The sequence below is a fragment of the Mesorhizobium sp. M0174 genome (assembly GCF_040322275.1).
In the GTDB taxonomy this organism is placed as follows: Bacteria; Pseudomonadota; Alphaproteobacteria; order Rhizobiales; family Rhizobiaceae; genus Mesorhizobium.
In genome coordinates, this window is sequence record NZ_JAMYTB010000011.1 from 61,207 (window position 1) to 78,385 (window position 17,179).

The 17,179-nt window shown below is 64.1% G+C and carries 14 protein-coding genes; 9 read left to right on the forward strand and 5 right to left on the reverse strand.

The features are described from left to right. The first annotated feature begins 41 nt into the window (after positions 1 to 41). From NKJ13_RS21310 to NKJ13_RS21335, 6 genes are all read left to right on the forward strand, one after another. Positions 42 to 4,580 (forward strand): strawberry notch-like NTP hydrolase domain-containing protein, encoded by a 4,539-nt coding sequence (locus NKJ13_RS21310; RefSeq protein ID WP_352778171.1) that lies wholly within the window; start codon positions 42 to 44, stop codon positions 4,578 to 4,580. A gap of 12 nt (positions 4,581 to 4,592) precedes the next feature. After that, complete coding sequence (locus NKJ13_RS21315) at positions 4,593 to 5,630, forward strand: DUF7146 domain-containing protein (protein WP_352778173.1); 1,038 nt, start codon at positions 4,593 to 4,595, stop codon at positions 5,628 to 5,630. 247 nt (positions 5,631 to 5,877) lie between these two features. After that, positions 5,878 to 6,819 carry a DUF2493 domain-containing protein gene (locus NKJ13_RS21320; RefSeq protein WP_352778176.1) on the forward strand — a complete coding sequence of 314 codons (942 nt, stop codon included), beginning with the start codon at positions 5,878 to 5,880 and terminating at the stop codon, positions 6,817 to 6,819. A gap of 466 nt (positions 6,820 to 7,285) precedes the next feature. Further along, the gene (locus tag NKJ13_RS21325; RefSeq protein ID WP_352778177.1) at positions 7,286 to 7,819 is read left to right on the forward strand and encodes a hypothetical protein; all 534 of its coding nucleotides are present in this window, start codon (positions 7,286 to 7,288) and stop codon (positions 7,817 to 7,819) included. A gap of 714 nt (positions 7,820 to 8,533) precedes the next feature. After that, positions 8,534 to 8,857, forward strand: coding sequence for a DUF736 domain-containing protein (locus NKJ13_RS21330; protein ID WP_352778180.1), 324 nt, complete (start codon positions 8,534 to 8,536; stop codon positions 8,855 to 8,857). Positions 8,858 to 8,914: 57 nt separating this feature from the next. Next, positions 8,915 to 9,256 carry a hypothetical protein gene (locus NKJ13_RS21335; RefSeq protein ID WP_352778183.1) on the forward strand — a complete coding sequence of 114 codons (342 nt, stop codon included), beginning with the start codon at positions 8,915 to 8,917 and terminating at the stop codon, positions 9,254 to 9,256. A gap of 116 nt (positions 9,257 to 9,372) precedes the next feature. Here the strand turns inward: NKJ13_RS21335 and NKJ13_RS21340 are convergent, their stop codons facing one another. Both NKJ13_RS21340 and NKJ13_RS21345 read right to left on the reverse strand, forming a co-directional pair. Next, positions 9,373 to 9,780 carry a hypothetical protein gene (locus tag NKJ13_RS21340; RefSeq protein WP_352778185.1) on the reverse strand — a complete coding sequence of 136 codons (408 nt, stop codon included), beginning with the start codon at positions 9,778 to 9,780 and terminating at the stop codon, positions 9,373 to 9,375. Then, positions 9,777 to 10,457: a nucleotide-binding protein gene (locus tag NKJ13_RS21345; protein WP_352778187.1), complete on the reverse strand. Its 681-nt coding sequence runs from the start codon at positions 10,455 to 10,457 to the stop codon at positions 9,777 to 9,779. Before NKJ13_RS21345 ends, NKJ13_RS21340 begins: the two co-directional genes overlap by 4 nt. 494 nt (positions 10,458 to 10,951) lie before the next feature. Between NKJ13_RS21345 and NKJ13_RS21350 the strand changes: the two genes are divergently transcribed. The 3 genes from NKJ13_RS21350 to NKJ13_RS21360 all read left to right on the forward strand — a co-directional run bounded on the left by NKJ13_RS21350 (position 10,952) and on the right by NKJ13_RS21360 (position 13,594). Continuing rightward, positions 10,952 to 11,359, forward strand: coding sequence for a plasmid mobilization protein (locus tag NKJ13_RS21350; RefSeq protein WP_352778189.1), 408 nt, complete (start codon positions 10,952 to 10,954; stop codon positions 11,357 to 11,359). Then, the gene (locus tag NKJ13_RS21355; RefSeq protein ID WP_352778191.1) at positions 11,356 to 11,478 is read left to right on the forward strand and encodes a hypothetical protein; all 123 of its coding nucleotides are present in this window, start codon (positions 11,356 to 11,358) and stop codon (positions 11,476 to 11,478) included. Before NKJ13_RS21350 ends, NKJ13_RS21355 begins: the two co-directional genes overlap by 4 nt. 136 nt (positions 11,479 to 11,614) lie before the next feature. Then, positions 11,615 to 13,594 (forward strand): relaxase/mobilization nuclease domain-containing protein, encoded by a 1,980-nt coding sequence (locus NKJ13_RS21360; protein WP_352778194.1) that lies wholly within the window; start codon positions 11,615 to 11,617, stop codon positions 13,592 to 13,594. 161 nt (positions 13,595 to 13,755) lie between these two features. On the opposite strand, the gene NKJ13_RS21365 is transcribed toward NKJ13_RS21360, so the two are convergent. The 3 genes from NKJ13_RS21365 to NKJ13_RS21375 are packed head-to-tail and all read right to left on the reverse strand — an operon-like array spanning position 13,756 to position 17,179. Beyond that, positions 13,756 to 14,664, reverse strand: coding sequence for an amidohydrolase family protein (locus NKJ13_RS21365; protein ID WP_352778196.1), 909 nt, complete (start codon positions 14,662 to 14,664; stop codon positions 13,756 to 13,758). Beyond that, positions 14,661 to 15,647 carry an ABC transporter permease gene (locus NKJ13_RS21370; protein WP_352778198.1) on the reverse strand — a complete coding sequence of 329 codons (987 nt, stop codon included), beginning with the start codon at positions 15,645 to 15,647 and terminating at the stop codon, positions 14,661 to 14,663. Before NKJ13_RS21370 ends, NKJ13_RS21365 begins: the two co-directional genes overlap by 4 nt. Next, positions 15,644 to 17,179: a sugar ABC transporter ATP-binding protein gene (locus NKJ13_RS21375; RefSeq protein WP_352778200.1), complete on the reverse strand. Its 1,536-nt coding sequence runs from the start codon at positions 17,177 to 17,179 to the stop codon at positions 15,644 to 15,646. The genes NKJ13_RS21370 and NKJ13_RS21375 overlap by 4 nt, the downstream gene beginning before the upstream one ends.

The window sequence follows — 17,179 nt, forward strand, 5'->3', positions numbered from 1 at the left end:
GCCGGCGCGGGCGCCACTCCCCTCTTGCGAAGGACATTTCCATGAACATTGTTTCGACCACACCGGCCGTTGCCCGGACTGCTGCTCCCCTCGACGCGCCGACGCCGGCCTCCATCAACAACGCCCAAGCGATCTATCAAGCGGCAATGCTGCTTTTGCCTTTCCTCGGGCAGGGCAAGCCTGTCACCACCGCCGCACTGCGCACCGCCATGACGACAAGTTTTGGCGGCAGCGATGCGCAAGGGTTCTGGGTCTGGAAGGACGCCTACGAGGCGCTCGAAGTCGCCCAGGTGCTGTTTCTGCGCCGGTTCGGCCCGGCGATCCTGTCCCGGTCGACCACGCCGCAGGCAACGCTGGCGATGATCAAGCGCATCGTTGACCTTCTTCCCACCCATACGCGACGGTCCGACGAGAGCCAGGCCATGCAGCAGCTCTCCACGCCCTTGCCGCTGGCCTTCGTCACGGCGCACGCCGCGGCGATCGCATCTTGCGACCTCGTTCTCGAACCCTCGGCCGGCACCGGCCTTCTCGCCATCCATGCCGAGATGGCGCGCGCCCCGATCACGCTCAACGAGCTTGCCGCGACGCGGGCCGATCTCCTCGGCCTGCTGTTTCCCCAGGGTTCCGTCTCGCGGCACGACGCCGCCCATATCAACGATCATCTCGACGCGGCCATGGAGCCGTCCGTCGTGCTGATGAATCCGCCATTCAGCGTCGGCGCCCATGTCGACGGACATGTCGCCGACGCGGCATTGCGGCACCTCTCTTCCGCATTCGCACGCCTGCGTTCGGGCGGACGCCTCGTTGCCATCACCGGCGCCGGGCTGTCTCCCGAAAACCCCAAATGGCGGCCGGCCTTCGAACGGTTGCAGCAGCAGGGCACCATCATCTTCACCGCGGCGATCGACGGCCGTGTCTACGCCCGCCATGGCACTACTACTGAGACCCGCCTGACAATTATCGACAAGGTACCGGCCGCCGACCCGACCGGCTTCGTCCGGTCGCCCGGCAAGGCCACGGATGTCGAAACGCTGCTCTCCTGGATCACGGATCTGCCGCCCCGGACACCGGGCGGCTTTCCGGACTCGATCGGTGCCCAACCGAACGGGATCCTGAGCAATGCCGCCATGCACATGGGTGCCCGATCGTGGACGAGAGCCGCACCCCTCGGTGTCTCAACGGCTACTGCGAAGGCCATCCAATGGGTCCGTCCGATTGTGCGGGCGAAGCCCGCTCGCCGGGTCACGGCAAGCAGCGCGCCTGCTGTCCCGATCGCCTATGAGCTGCGCGACTGGATTCCGGAGGAGGGCGGCCGGCTTACCGACACGATCTACGAACCCTACGCGCTCCAGTCGATCGACATTCCCCGCGCCAAACCGCATCCGACCCCGCTGGTGCAGTCGGCCGCGATGGCCGCCGTCGCGCCGCCCAAGCCTTCCTATCGGCCGCTTGTTCCTAATGCGATCATCGACGAGGGCCTTCTGTCGGACGCCCAGCTCGAAAGCGTCATCTATGCCGGCGAAGCCCATTGCGGCCATCTCACCGGAGCCTGGACGGTTGACGAGACCTGCGATGTCGTCTCGGCCGCGCCAGAAGGTGCTGCGAACGCTGTCCGCTTCCGCCGTGGATGGTTTTTGGGTGACGGAACCGGCTGCGGCAAGGGACGGCAAGTCGCCGGCATCATCCTCGACAACTGGCTGCAGGGCCGCCGCCGTGCGATCTGGATTTCCAAGTCCGACAAATTGCTGGAAGACGCCCAGCGCGATTGGGCGGCACTTGGCCAGGAAAAACTCCTCGTGCAGCCGCTCTCACGCTATCGGCTGGGCACGCCGATCCGCCTCGCCGAAGGCATCCTGTTCACGACCTACGCAACGCTCCGCTCGCAGGAACGGGAGGGCAAGAAATCCCGGATCGCTCAGATCTTCGACTGGGTGGGCCAAGAGGCGAGGAGGGCCGAAGGCCCGACGGGGACTAAAGAAAGCCAGACAGGGATTGGAGAAAACCCGTCGGGGGCAAAAAAATCTTTCGATGGCGTCATCGTCTTTGACGAAGCGCACGCCATGGCCAATGCCGCTGGCGGCAAAAGTGAGCGTGGCGACGTCGCGCCGTCGCAGCAAGGCAAGGCAGGCCTGCGGCTGCAGCACGCGCTGCCCGATGCCCGCGTTGTCTACGTCTCCGCGACCGGTGCGACCGCCGTCGAGAACCTCGCCTATGCGCAACGTCTCGGCATCTGGGGCAGCGAGGATTTTCCATTTGCCAACCGTGCCGAATTCGTCGCCGCGATCGAGGACGGCGGTGTCGCGGCGATGGAAGTGCTCGCCCGCGACCTCAAATCGCTCGGCCTTTATACGGCGCGTTCGCTCTCCTATGACGGGGTCGAATACGACCTTCTCGAGCACGCGCTGACCGACGAACAGATCCGCATCTACAACGCCTATGCGGACGCCTTCCAGGTCATTCACAACAACCTGACCGCCGCACTCGAGGCGACCAACATCACCAGTGAGGCTGGCACACTGAACCGCAACGCAAAATCGGCGGCGCGCTCGGCCTTTGAAAGTACCAAGCAACGCTTTTTCTCGCATTTGATCACCTCGATGATGACGCCAACGCTGATTGGCGCGATCGGGCAGGACCTCGCCGATGGCCATTCGGCAGTCGTGCAGATCGTCTCGACCGGCGAGGCGCTGATGGAACGACGCCTTGCCGAGATCCCAACCGAGGAATGGTCGGATCTGGATGTCGACGTCACGCCGCGCGAGTATGTCGGTGGGTACTTGCTGCATTCCTTCCCGACCCAGTTGTTCGAGGAATACTCGGACGCCGACGGGAACCTCTATTCGCGGCCCGTTCACGACGAAGATGGCAACCCGGTCCAGTGCCGCGAGGCGGTTCGGCGGCGCGACGAGATGGTCGAAAAACTCGCATCGCTGCCGCCGGTCGGCAGCACGCTCGACCAGATCCTCCACCACTTCAGCACCGACACCGTCGCCGAGGTGACCGGCCGCTCCCGGCGCATCGTCAAGAAGACCGGCCGCGACGGCATCGACCGGCTTGCCGTCGAGAACCGCCCGGGCTCGGCCAATCTCGCCGAGACCCAGAGCTTTATGGATGACGACAAGCGCGTACTGATCTTCAGCGATGCCGGCGGTACCGGCCGCTCCTATCACGCCGATCTCGGGGTCAAGAACCAGAGGCTGCGCAAGCACTATCTGCTCGAGGCCGGCTGGCGCGCTGACAACGCTATCCAGGGGCTCGGACGGACCCACCGCACAAATCAGGCGCAACCACCTCTGTTCCGGCCCATGGCTGCGAACGTGAAAGCCGGGAAGCGTTTTCTGTCCACCATCGCGCGACGGCTCGACACGCTGGGCGCGATCACGCGCGGCCAGCGCCAGACCGGCGGCGCAGGGCTGTTCCGTGCCGAGGATAATCTCGAAAGCCCCTATGCCCGCGCGGCGCTGCGGCAGTTCTACCATCTGCTGCACCAAGGCAAGATAGAGGGCTGCTCGCTCACGACCTTCGAGACCGTGACCGGGCTGTCTTTGACGACCGACGGGGGCGGGTTGCGCGACGAGCTCCCGCCGATCACGACCTGGCTCAACCGCCTGCTGGCGCTGCGCATCGAGACCCAGAACCTGCTGTTCGAAGTGTTCGAGCAACTGATGACGGCGAAGGTTGAGGGCGCGATCGCCGCCGGAAACTATGACAAGGGACTGGAGACGATCACCGCCGAAAGCATCGTCGTCACCGATCGCCGCACCGTTTACTCCCACCCGGTCTCGGGCGCGCAGTCGCATGTGCTGACTGTCGCGCGCAAGGACCGTATCCGGCCGCTCGGCCTGGTCGACGCGCTGGCCATCGCCCGGGCTGAGCCCCAATCGGTTCTGCTCGTCAACTCGCGCTCGAGCCGTACAGCCATACAGCTTCCGACGGCGAGCCTGATGCTCGACGATGGCGCGATAGAACACCGCGTGCGGCTGCTGCGGCCGACGGACGAGCTGCGCTTCGGCCTCGACGCCCTTGCCGAAACCCACTGGCAGCCGGCCGACCGTAACCTGTTCTGCGACCTGTGGCAGGCAGAAGTGGCCGCCGTCCCGGAGTTCACCACCAGCACCTTTCACATCGTGACGGGTCTGCTGCTGCCGATCTGGCGTCGGCTGCCGGACCATGATTGTCAGGTTTACCGGATCCAGGCCGATGCCGGCGAACGCATCATCGGGCGTCACATCGCGCCGACGCTTGTCGCGACCATGTTCCGCAATCTGGGGCTCGACGATGTACCCAAGCTCGCGCCGGAAGATGCCTGGACCGGGCTTGTCGACGGACGGATCGGACTGCAACTCGCCGATGGCCTGATCTTGCGCCGCAGCCGCGTCATGAACGACTACCGTATCGAATTGATCGGCTTCACAGACGCATTTGTTCCCCGGCTGAAGTCGCTGGGGCTGATCTCCGAGATCATCTCCTGGAAGCTCCGGCTGTTCATCCCGACGAGCGAGCAAGGACCGTCCATCCTCGCCGCGCTCCTCGACCGCCACACACTGGTCGGCGTCACCGACCGCGCGGCAGCGGCGTGAGGGGAGACGATTATGACCGTCTCGGCCTCCGAGCTGGCACGCCGCCTTGGCGAACATGCCGAGGCGGTGTGCCGCGAATATCTTTCCAATGGCCATCGCTCCGGTAATCACTGGATCGTCGGCGATGTCCGCAACACGACCGGCCGCTCCATGCATGTTCGGCTCAAGACCAGTACCAAGGGCCCTGCGGGTAAGTGGGTCGATGAGGCGACCTCCGAATTTGGCGATCTGCTCGATGTCATCCGCGAAAGTTGCGGCCTCGTTGACTTCCGTGACATCGCGGATGAAGCGCGTCGTTTCCTCTCCATGCCGCTGCCACGGCCCCAGCTCCGTGGCCGCCAGCCAGCCGTGAAACGCGGCTCTCCCGACGCCGCGCGGCGTCTGTTCGCCATGTCCCAGCCGATCGCCGGCACGCTGGCCGAACGATACCTCGCAAGTCGCGGCATTCTGCTCTCCACGCATGAGCGCGCGCTACGCTTCCATCCCGGCTGCTACTACCGGGATCTCGTAACGGGCGAGACGCAGACTCTTCCTGCGCTGATTGCCGCTGTGACCAACCTCAGCGGGCAGATCACCGGCCTGCAACGCACCTGGCTTGATCCCTCGGGTCAGGGCAAGGCGCGGCTCGCGGAACCACGCCGCTCGCTGGGGGACCTCCTTGGCAACGGCATCTGGCTTGGCCTTGATCCCGGTGGGTCCGTCCCGGTCATGGCCGCCGGCGAGGGGTTCGAGACGATGGCATCGCTCAGGACGGTGATGCCGGCGCTGCCGGTGGCCGCCGCCACCTCGGCCAATCACCTCGCCGGCCTGACCTTGCCTCCTGCTTGCCGTCGCCTCTACATCGCGGCCGATGCCGACGCCGCCGGCCGGCACGGTATCGAGCGTCTCAGCCAGCGAGCAGGCGAGGCTGGGATCCTCGCCCTGGTGTTGCGGCCGCAGCTCGGCGACTTCAACGACGATCTGCGCCATCTCGGCCCGGCCCATCTCGCGGCATGGCTCAGCGATCAGCTCGTCCCGGAGGATACCCGTCTCTTCCTGCCGCCCGGATGAGCGGGTCGGGCCGGCTGGCGGGCAGGGTCGGCGTCACCGGAAGCCTTGCAGGCATGGCGACGGTCCGCCGGAGAGGTTGCGCCCGCGGCCTGCCCGAGAGGCGATCCCTGCCACCCCCCGGACACGACCGCAACGGCTGCGCCGTCCTCCGCTCGCGCTTCGGCCTTCGGTGCGGCCGCGTCCGGGGCGCGGCCGGGATGCGCTGTCAGGCCGCGATAGGCGCGGCCGCAACCGACGGAGACACGCCATGACCTACGAGCTTCCTTTCGACGACGCCTACGCGCCCAACCACGCCTCCTCGCCGACCGACCGCGTCATCCTCGAACTGCAGATGTACGGCCATCGTCCGCATCAGGACGAACCTGATCCTCGGCCCCTTCCCGACGACGAGGTGATCCGGGCCGGCCTCGCCGGCATCGTCGAGACCTTCGCCGGCATGCTCGGCGACACCAGGCTCGAACCCGATCTCGACGACCTGCTCTGGTCCTTCGCTAACGTCTTCCACCGCGCCGCCGAGCGCGTCGCCCGCAGCCTCGACCGCAACGAGGAAGCCCAGCGTTCGAGCCAGCAGGAACAGGACGGTTCGGAGGTGAAGTCCGTCGAGCTGGAACGGCTCACGGCCGAAGGCATCACCTATATCGAGCGTCGCAACGTGCTCGAAATCATGCGCGATGAGGCCGCCGACCTCTACGAGGCACAAACCGGATCGGCATGGCGGCCGCGCACCGGCTCCAAAGTATCACACCAGGCGATGACCGCGGCGGTGATCGACTCCAGAGACTTCCTCGCCGCCCGCCGCCATGCCGAAACCGAGGTGCTCGTTCCAGCCGGCACCAAGATCGCCTTCGCCGGCGGCCTCGACTGCAACGATCACGACCGGATCTGGGACGCGCTCGACAAGGCCCGCGAGAAGCATCCCGACATGGTCCTGATCCACGGTGGCAGCCCGCGCGGCGCCGAACGCATCGCCGCCTGCTGGGCCGAGAACCGCAAGGTCACCCAGATCGCCTTCAAGCCGGATTGGAACCGGCACGCCAAGGCGGCTCCGTTCCGCCGCAACGACCAGCTTCTCTCAGTAGTGCCCTACGGCCTGATCGTCTTTCCCGGCTCCGGCATCACCGAGAACCTTGCCGACAAGGCCCGTCGGCTCGGCATCCCCGTCTGGCGGTTCGCGGAGGACGGCGCGTGAAGCGCCGTCTTCCTCGCGTCCGCGCTCAGAACTCGCTTCAATCGCCATGTCGACGAACCCAACCGCTAGCGGTCGGGTTCGTCGCATGCATGTCCGAACCAGTCGCGTAACGCCGCTCGACGCGGCCAATGTCGTCGTCGGTCGGGGTCAGGGCAATCAATGCCGAGGCCGAGTGCTACTGGCAGAGTTGGGAGTCATTGCTTCAAGCGACAATTCTTCCGTTCTCATGCGCTCGATTCAGGACGTGCGCCTCTGACTGGCAAACACCATCTCCGACAGGTCGTCTTTCGTTCCCATCCGATCCGGGCGCGCCGGCCTGCGGCCGGCCGGGCTCTCGTCGCGGCGTACCGCCGCTTCCCGAGCCGGCTTCGCCGTCTCGGCCTTCGGTGACGATCCCTCGCGTAGGGCCAGGGGGAGAGGGCGGCCGCAGCGGAGCGGGGGACGCTGGAGAGAAAGGAAAGTCACGATGTCGATGATATTCATGGGTGGATCACGCGAGATATTCGAGCTGCCGGAACCTGTCATCGCTCGCATCGGCGCAATCGTTGCTGCCGAGCACGGCGTGCTGATTGGCGACGCGCCTGGAGCCGATGCCGAGGCGCAGGGCCTGCTCGCCGGCTACAAGTACGAGCATGTCGGGGTCTTCCATGCCGGCAAGGAACCCCACAACAATCTGGGCGACTGGGCCGCCTACCATGTCCCGTCACCTGGAGGCACTCATGGATCTTGGTTCGACGCCGCTAAGGACCGGGAGATGGCGCGGCGCGCCGACTTTGGGATGATGGTCTGGGACGGCGCATCACCGGGCACGGCCGTCAACGTGCTTCGGCTCGCCATCGCAAACAAGCCGTGCGTAATTTACGATCTGGCCAGGGGCGGCATGGCGACGACGTACAATGTGCAGGACTGGTGCGCCATGCTCCGCCATGCCGGTCCGGACATTCGCCGCCAAGCCGAAGCCCGCATGATGCCGGAGGAGCGTCTGGCGTTGCCAGGATGATGTTGGAGCGGTCCCGCAGACAGCCCGGTGGGTCCGATTCCGACATGCTTGATCCGGTGGCCCCGCGCCCCCAACTCCACTTGTATGAGCGGACGGAGCCGGCCCCTTTCGAAACCGGTCCACGTGCAGAGCCGCGGGGCGTTGTGCGGATGATCATCTTGACCCGTCTCGCCTCTGAAGCGGGTGCAAGCGTGCCGAACATCCTGGCTTGCCGGGTCATCCAACCTGACTGCGCGGTATCGTCCCGAAGGGCGTGAAGGCCGCTGCAGCCGGCCCCGATCTCGAAACCGCTATGCCGCCATATCGAACACGCAAGGCGGTCACGCGCCGGGCTGCTGTTCGATGTGTTGGCAATGCCGACGATATGACCCGAGAGGCTGCAGCAAGTTCCTGCGATCCGGCAGCGTTGCGTCGGCGATCTAGCGATGGTGGCCTGAGTTCTCGTCCTTCGGTCGCATCCGGGGCCATTCCCGTTTCATGTCGCCTTTGTAGACGACCGCCTGCTTTGTGCGGTCAACCCCCGTTGGGGGTACACTCGGCGAACATTCAGGAAAACTCGATTTCTGTTTTTTGTCCGCGGGCAGGCGAAGGGCCTGCCCGCTACTTTTCGGCAAATAGAATTTTCCAGAATTTTCGCCGAGATGACCGCAGCAGGACGGCCCTCTCCTTTGGCGCCATCGGGAATGGTCCCGATGCAACCGAAGGAGAACTACCATGGCCACCACGATCGCAAACCTCACCACCAAGGCCGACGGCTCGATGGAAGGCGTCTTCGCCACGCTCCGGGTCAATGCCCCGATCACCCTCATCCCAAACCCCAACAAATCGCGCGAGGACGCCCCCGACTACCGGATCGTCAACAAGCGCACGGGCTTCGAGATCGGAGCCGGCTGGCACCGCATCTCCCAGCGTTCGGGCGAGGAATACCTCTCGGTCAAGCTGGAGGCCCCCGAGATCGGCGTCATCTTCGGCAATCTCGCTCCCGCCCCGGGTGGCGAGGAAAACAAGAAGGTCATCCTCTGGAACAACCCCCAGTGAGGCATCAGTGGCCGGCCCCGCAAGGGGCCGGCTCCCCACCGGCAATAGGAGGTTGCAATGAGCCGCTACACCATCACTGTCACTGGCACCGTCACCGGACAGGGCCGCTCGGACCAAGACGCTGTCATCGGCTACGATCCACCACTTCGGACCTACTTCCTGCAGGCGTTCCCACACGAAGAAACCGACGAGCCCGGTCTTTGGCTCGGCACCCACGATCGCGCGTTCGAAACGCTTGAGGATCTTCATCGCGCAGCCATCTCACACGGCTACGACTTCATCCCGCTGTCGCCCAGACTGGCCGCAAAGCTGGTCGACGACAAAGCGGCAGCCAGCGGGCGTCCGGTGCGAGACACAATCCTCGGCCAGGTGCTGAAACACCTCAACCAACCCAAGTAGGCAAACACATCTCAGGGCCCGCGACGGAGTGTTCCGTTGCGGGCCCTTTTTTGCGCGTCGCAAAGAGTCACGAACATCACCCGTCACAGCATGCGACAGCGACTCCATACCGCCGATTATTCCTTTGGCAGTTTGTGCTTATGAACGCGGATATAATCCTGCACGGCCTTTCGCAGCAGTTCGGTCATGCTGTGCCCGTTGCTGATCGCCAGCAACTTGAACTGACGCTGCTCCGCGGCCGTCAGATAGTACCCGCAGCGGATCATCTCCTCCTCGCGAATCTTCTTTCCGGCGATGGGATCCCTTTTTTGACCCTGCCGCAGCAGCTTGCGGAAATCGGGCCCGACTGCCGGGGACGGCTTTGTCGGTTCCTGCATCTGTGGCGCAGCCTGCTCCTTGGTCCCTGATGTCTCGGCCTTCGGCGGGATGAACATGCTGGGCAGCGCCGGCGGCTGTGTGGAGATAGCCTTCATCATGCGGGCTTTCTTGTCGTCACCAGGTTTCGGTGCGGTTTCTTCACTCATGCCGCGTTCCTTGTGGCTTCGATGAAGGCTTGCAGAAGGTCGTCAAAGACCCCTTCGCTCTCGGCAACCGCCTTCGCGTCAGGTACCTCGGGACTGTAAAGGGTCTGCCCGGTCTGAAGGTCGCGGTAGGCAACACGATTGTGCAGGACGTGTTCCGCAATGGGCGTGCCGTTGGCCTGGATGATGGCGCGCAGTTCGGTGAGGGCTCGCGCCCTGCCATCGATGATGGTCTGCTTGGTCAGCACGAATATCGCAGGCAACGGTCTCCCCCGACTCTCGACCGCCAGTGGGATGTAGTGGTCGGTGATCTGGATGGCGGCAGTCACATCGTCGAGGGCAAAATAGACCGGCACGACGACAATGTCGGCGGCGAAAAGACCGGCCATGAGGTTGTCATTTGTGGTGCCTTCCGTATCGATCAAGACGACCGAGCGTTCCCCGTTGTGAGTGGCTGCCGCGCGAAGGATTTCCTGCGGCGTCATCGCGCTCACCATCGTAAGTTTGTCAGGACGATTGCCAGCTTCGCCGAGCATCTGGAACCAGCGGTTCATGTTCTGCCGCCGGTCGCCATCGATAAGAGTGACCGAATAGCCCCGATGCAGCGCGACGGATGCGAGGGTGCGCAGCATCGTCGATTTGCCAGTGCCGCCCTTTGGGATCGCAGCGGAGATGATCATGGGGCCTCCTTCCGGCCTTGTTTCCTTGTTTCCATGTTAACATGGAAACAAGTCATCATGGATACATGAAACAAAATCACGGTTGAAACATGGTGACATTGTCGACGGGGAAGGCTGGTTTGGCAACCCAGGCGCGCATGATAAGGGCTCGCTAAAGGTGCAGTTTTTGCGCAGCTGCTATCTTCACCAAAGAAGGGGTCCGGTGGCCCATCGAATGCGCATTTCCGACTAAGCTTTTCCGGCCGCGCATAGTGCCGGTGTATCCATGTTAACATGGATACAAGTCGTCAACGCATCATAGACACATCGCATCAAATCACGATGGGCACATTTCGCCCGCGCCGCTGACAACTGCGCCTGTGAGGAGAGGCGCGCGCCCCGAAATTTTTCATTCCTCTCCCTCTTCTTATTGGCAGGATAGCCTATTTTGTGATACACACAAAATAGGCGGCGCGGCCCTGACGGGCCTTAGCGCCCGCAAGCGGGCTTGAGAGATGGATGCAGACGTCCAGAAAGCAGCGGTAAAGAACGCGTCACGGCGCTACGGCGAGGTGACCCACATCCGGTTTTCGGCTGACGAGATGGCCAGCCTCAAAGCCATTGCGGAGCGCGATGGCGTAACGGTCAGCGAGGGGGTCCGGCGTCTCGTGCGGGCAGAGACCGGGCATCTGCCGATCGCGTCAGAGGCGTTGCGGCCAACGATCGTGGAGATGACCGATCAGCTGCGGCGCGTCGGCATCAATTTCAATCAGGCGGTGCGCGCCATGAATGACGGCCGTGTTGCCCATGATGAGGATCTTGAGCAGGCGCTGATCGCCGTGGGTGACCTGGTGCGGCAGTTCCGCGAGGAACTAAAGGCGATGACCGTCGGACCCCGCAAGGCGAGGGAGGCCAGGCCATGAACGGTCGTCTTGCTGGCTACGCGGCCGAAATCGAACGCTATCTGCGAGGCGAGTCCAGCGTGAAGCGTGAGGAGCTGGACGACGACAAGTCTCTGATGGGCGCCCGACGAGGCCGGTGAATTCCAGGCGATGAAGAGTTATGAGCGGACTGGCGGCGGCGGACGCCTCGGGCAAGAACAAGCCGGCTCGACGGTAGGTGGAGGCAGGAACGCCCCTCGCTCGTCGCCGGGAGGGACAGGAGTGGCGGGGAGCTCCATGTCCAGCAGGGCACCGAAGTCCACTGCTGCTGCGAGCTCGCCCAAGGCCGCTAGCGCGCCGATCATGGTCTATGGCGCCACGCTCGCCGGCTTCCGGCCGGAAGAGGAGGAGGAAGACTGGAAGCGGCGCGGCGGCGGCGGCGGCCGTGGTGCTGGTCGCCCGAGCGATACAGGACGAGCGGCGCGGGCGGGCTATCAGGCGCGCGCCGTGGCGGCACGGGCAGGCTATGCGGCGGGCGCGCAGCCTGCTGTGTTCAAGGTCATGCCTAACCCGCCATCGACCAAGGAAGCCGCCGCTCGGCTGCTCAATTACATCGGGAAGCGCGAGGACGAAAAAGGCGAGAAACACGACATAGAGATTTTCGACGAGGATAGGCAGGTGCTTGCGACAGGCGGCGCAAGAAAAGCGTTCCTGGAGACATTTTGCGAGACGTTCGAACCGCCCTTGGAAAACACCAATTTTCTGGAGGTCCGTTTCGAGCTCGCCGGCGAGGTCACCGATGCCGCCTTGAGCGAGGCGTTGAACAAGGCCTTCGGTGCAAAACCGTTCATCTATGCACAGGACGGTCAGGCGGTGGCGGTATACGCGCACACCGATGAGCGGGCAGGGCCGCTTGCGAGAGTCCTGGCCGGCGGTCGGGAAAATTCGCGCAGCAAGGCGCTCGACAAGATCGAGGCGCGCTTGTCTGAAGCTATGGGCGCGGCGGGGGTGGTCGCCAAGGCAGAGGTAACGGCGGCCGTGAGCCGTGAACCCAAAGCAAAATATTTCCTGCAGAAGTTCATCCGCACCCACAGCCAAGTCCGCCACGCAAATGGCGAGGCTGTACCCGGGGTGAAGAATTCCACCAAGGCTGCGGCTTCGGTCTATGAGCAATGGAGCCCGCAGTTTTCGGGGCGTGAGCGCCGCAATGCCTATCACCTGCTTTTCTCGGCAAGGGCCGGCACCGATGCCAACGCCGTCATGGCCGCGGCGCTCGCCGTGCTCGAGGAGCGCGCGCCAGGATACAAGTTCGTCCTGGCGCATCACAACGACACCAAGCACGTCCATATTCATGCAATGGTGCAGGCACGGTCAGCCGATGGCGAGCGTCTGAAATTCTACAAGCCAGATCTGGTCGCCTGGCGCGAGGCCTTTGCGGAAAAAGCACGCGAGAACGGCATTGCGATGGTGGCGACGCGGCGCATGGATCATGCGATGACGCGGCCATTCACCAAGGAGCATGCCGGAGCCTATAGCCGCGCCCAGAGCGATCCGCGCTACCAGGTCAGCGCCAGGACGATCGAGCGAGTGGAGGCCAAGCGGCAACGCCGTCTGGATGGGCAATCCCTTGTCGTGAACGGTGATGCAATCGCTGCCGCATGGCAAAAGACTGTGACGACGATGCGGACTGCGGGCATAGTCGGTCACGCTCTCACGGCAGCGGAGTCGATCGGCAGCAATTTTCTGCGGTTCCGTCGCGATCGGACAGGTGAGGGGCAACCAGGTCCTGCCGCGGGTCGCGGAGCTGATCAATCGGGGCAGAAGTCTTTTCTGTCCCATCCCGGTATGAGAGAATTGAATGCACTGATAGGAGATTTGAACATGGCGCAAACCCCCTTGGAAATGCGGCGTCAGATGGCCCGCGTCAATCAGGCTCTGGACAACATGCGCGAGACGCTGCCGGCGGCGCATCAAGGACAGTTCGAACAGTATCGTGAAGAGGTCAACGACAAGATGCACGACCGTCTGGCGCGGCTGCAATTCGAGCGACAGCAACAGCGTCGTGGTGGTGGCGGTGGCGAGCCGATCGCCGAGCGCGAGGCGCGAGGGCGAGACCTTCCAACTCGGGACGATCCTCGCGAGCCGGAGCAGCCGCGCACAAGCACCGAGCAGGAGACGAGAGCCAAGCAGAAGGATGACAAAAAGCAGAAGGCACGGCAGTCGGAAGAGCAGGACCGAAAGACCCAGCGCTCAAACGAGAACGACTACGAGCGTTGAGCAAGGGCCAACCTATCGTCCTCGCGTGGTGGTCTATCGAAACGGCGCATTCGTCACAGAATGATCAGGTTGGATGGCAGCAATGCGCCTGATGTCGGCCGTTGATCTCACTTCTCCATTTATTGGAAGCGGACATTTTAGATTGGTCGTAGAGGGCAGCACTAGATACGATAGAATCTTTCTGCATTTGAGCGAAGCAGGCCGATCCGTTCATCATGGGACAGATCCATAGCGACGGCATGAATAATGGAGACGATCTTTTTCGGGGTAGCGAAAAGCAGTTCCACCGGCATGTTGGTTCCTACCATAGTCCGCCCGGGACCGAAGACGTCAAGGGCTTGGCGCAGCAAAGGAAGTGTTTCCTTGCTCGTCCAGACTGGTGCGCCAAGGCCGAAGCCGCATAGCTTGACGCTCACATTCGGCGCTTGTGCAAGGCGGCTGATCGCCGCCCGCCATGCCGAAAGACCCTCCGGACTGCGATCGGCCACCATGCCGAAATGCTCCAGCACGATGGCCGTGTCGGGGAAGGCGCGCGCCAGCGCCAGCGCCATGTCCATCTGCGGCCAGTAGAGCTGCAGGTCGAAGCTCAGCCCGAGCGGTGCCAGGCGGGCAAAACCCCGCCGCCATTGCGTGTTTTCCATCAGGTCGGGGCTTGGTGCGCTCCGCAGGCGGGGCTCGTCGTGCCAGTTGAGGATCTGGCGAATGCCGCGCACGCGCGGAAACCCGGCATGGGCTTCCAGCACGCGTTCGACATCCGGGGCTGCGAGATCCGCATAGGCGACGATCGCGTCCGGCATGCCCTCCTGTCTTGCCAATGCGCTCAGCCAGCGCGTCTCATCCACCGGATCATACGGATTGCGGCCGTTCTGGATGTGCACCGTCTTGACGACGCCAAGACCTTCCATATCGCGGCGGTAGTCCGACGGAAGGTAGTCGCGCCGGATGGGCCCGAGGTCTCCTTCCAATGGCTCTGGCCGCTCGGGGTTGAGCCACGGGTAGCTGGCGTCAGATAGACTCTGGAAATGCTGGTGCGTATCGACGATCGCCCAGCTTTCGTCGGCGGGTATCATCCGCGCTTTCTTGTCCACTGGTCGGCGAAGACGGCGAGAATGACGACCGCGCCCGACGCCACATATTGCCAGAAGGACGGCACGTTCATCAGCGTCAGCCCGTTCTGCAATGCGCCGAGGGTCAGTGCGCCGATAAGCGATCCCAGCGGGTTGCCGACGCCGCCGAACAGGCTTGCCCCGCCGATCACCGCCGAGCCGATCGCCTGCAGTTCGAAGCCGCTGCCGCCGATCGGCTCGGCAGCACCAATGCGCGCGATCAGCACGAAGCCGGCCAGGCTCGAAAGCACGCCGGAGATCGTGTAGACGGTGACCTTCACCCGTTCGATGTTGATGCCCGAGAGCCGCGCCGCCTCCTCGTTGCCGCCGATGGCGATGATCTGCTCGCCGAGTGCTGTGTAGCGGACCAGAAGATAAGCAAGGGCCGCGATCGCCAGCGCCAGAAGCACAGGCGTCGGGATGTCGAGCAGGCGGCCGGCGAAGATGGCGCGGAATTCCTTAGCCAGTCCGTAGATCGGCTGGCCGTCGGTGTAGATCAGCGCGGCGCCCCTGAAGATGCTGAGCGTGCCGAGCGTCACGATGAAGTCGGGGAGCTTCAGCTTCGCGATCAGTACGCCATTGAGGAAGCCGCAGACCATGCCGACCAGCAATCCGGCGCCAATACCGGCAAGCAGCCCGTGCGAGAGCATGTCGGCCGCTACCATGCTGGACAGGCCGACGATCGAGCCGACCGACAGGTCGATGCCCTTGGTCATGATGACCAGCGTCATGCCGACCGCGATCACCGCGTTGATCGAGGATTGCAGCATGATGTCGATGAGGTTCGACGGCTGGTAGAAGGTGCTGTTGAGCACCGAGAACACCACGAAAAGCGCCACGCAGCCGATCGCCACGCTGGCCTTGCGCAGCGTATCGCCCCGCCGCGACGCCGTGGGGCTTTTTTTCTCGGCCGCATCCGTGCGGGGCAGGGACCTGAGTTCGGTCACGAATTGTCCTCTCTGGCAGCGAGCGCGATCAGCCGCTCTTCGGTCAGTCCGGCATCGTTGTCGACCATGGCGCGCAACCGGCCGCCGCTGACGACGCCGATGCAATGGCAGATGAGCAGGAGTTCCGGCAGTTCGGACGACACGACAAGCAGCGCTGCTCCATCGGACGCGAGGCGACGCAGCAGCGCATAGATTTCGGCCTTGGCGCCGACATCGATGCCGCGGGTCGGCTCGTCGAACAGGAACACCCGCGCGCCGGTCGCCAGCCAGCGGGCGATCACCACCTTCTGCTGGTTGCCGCCGGAAAGGTTGCGCATCTCGGTGCTAATCGACGGTGGCCGGATATGCAGTTCGTCCATATAGTGCTTGGCCGCTCGCCGCCTCTCAGCGCCCTTTATCACGCCCAGCGCGGCGAAGCGGCCGTGGTTGCCGAGCCCGAAATTGCGCTCGACATCCGTCATCGGCACGATGGCGTGACCCCTGCGATCCTCTGGGATCAGCGCGATGCCGGTCCGCATGGCGTCCGCCGGCCCGCCAAGCGTCGCGCTCCTGCCCGCGACGTTGATTTCGCCGGCCGACAGCGGATCGATGCCAAAGCAGGCTCGCAGGACTGCCGAGCGTCCGGAGCCGACAAGACCCGACAGGCCGACGATCTCTCCGGCGCCGACCGACAGGCCGACATCCTTGATGCGTGCGGTTGAAACGCCGCGCAGTTCCAGGAGCGGAGCGCTTCGCACCGGCGCCGGCTTTTCGGCGCTCATTTCGCGCGACAATTCGCGGCCGGCAATCAGCTCGTTGAGCCTGGCCTCGGAATAGTCGGCGATCGGACCGCAGGCGACGACCGCGCCGTCGCGCAGGATCGTCACCTGATCGGCAATGGCGCGGATCTCGTTCATGCGGTGCGAGATGTAGACGATGGCCTTACCTGCCGCCTTGAGGCGCCGGATGACGGCGAACAGGCTGTCCTGCTCGGCAGGCGTCAGGCTCGATGTCGGCTCGTCGAAGGCAATGATGCGGCCGCCGCGGGCAAGCGTGCGGCTGATCTCGACCAGTTGCCGGTCGGCCATGCCGAGCGCCGACACCGGCGTGTCGGTCTTGAGGTGCGGCGCAAGGTCGTCGAGGATCGCGCGTGCCTCGCGGCGGAAGCTGGCGCGCGGAACGAACTTTAGCCCACGCGTGCGGCCGAGGAAGATGTTCTGGGCGACGTCGAGCTGCGGCACGAGACTGAGTTCCTGGCTGACGAGGCCGATTCCCATGGCGAGCGCGTCGCGCGGGCCATCGATGCGGACGGTGCCGATCGGATCGAGCGCGATTTCCCCATCGTCTGGCTGCACGATGCCGAACATCACTTTCATCAACGTGGACTTGCCTGCGCCATTCTCGCCCAAAAGGGCGTGAACCTCGCCACCGTGCAAATGGAGATTGACTCCTTTCAGTGCGTGGACGCCGGCGAAGCGCTTGACGATGCCGGTCATCCGGAGTGCGGGAGGACGGCTTTCGCCGTCCTCTGCCTGGGAGATTGCATTGAGCAC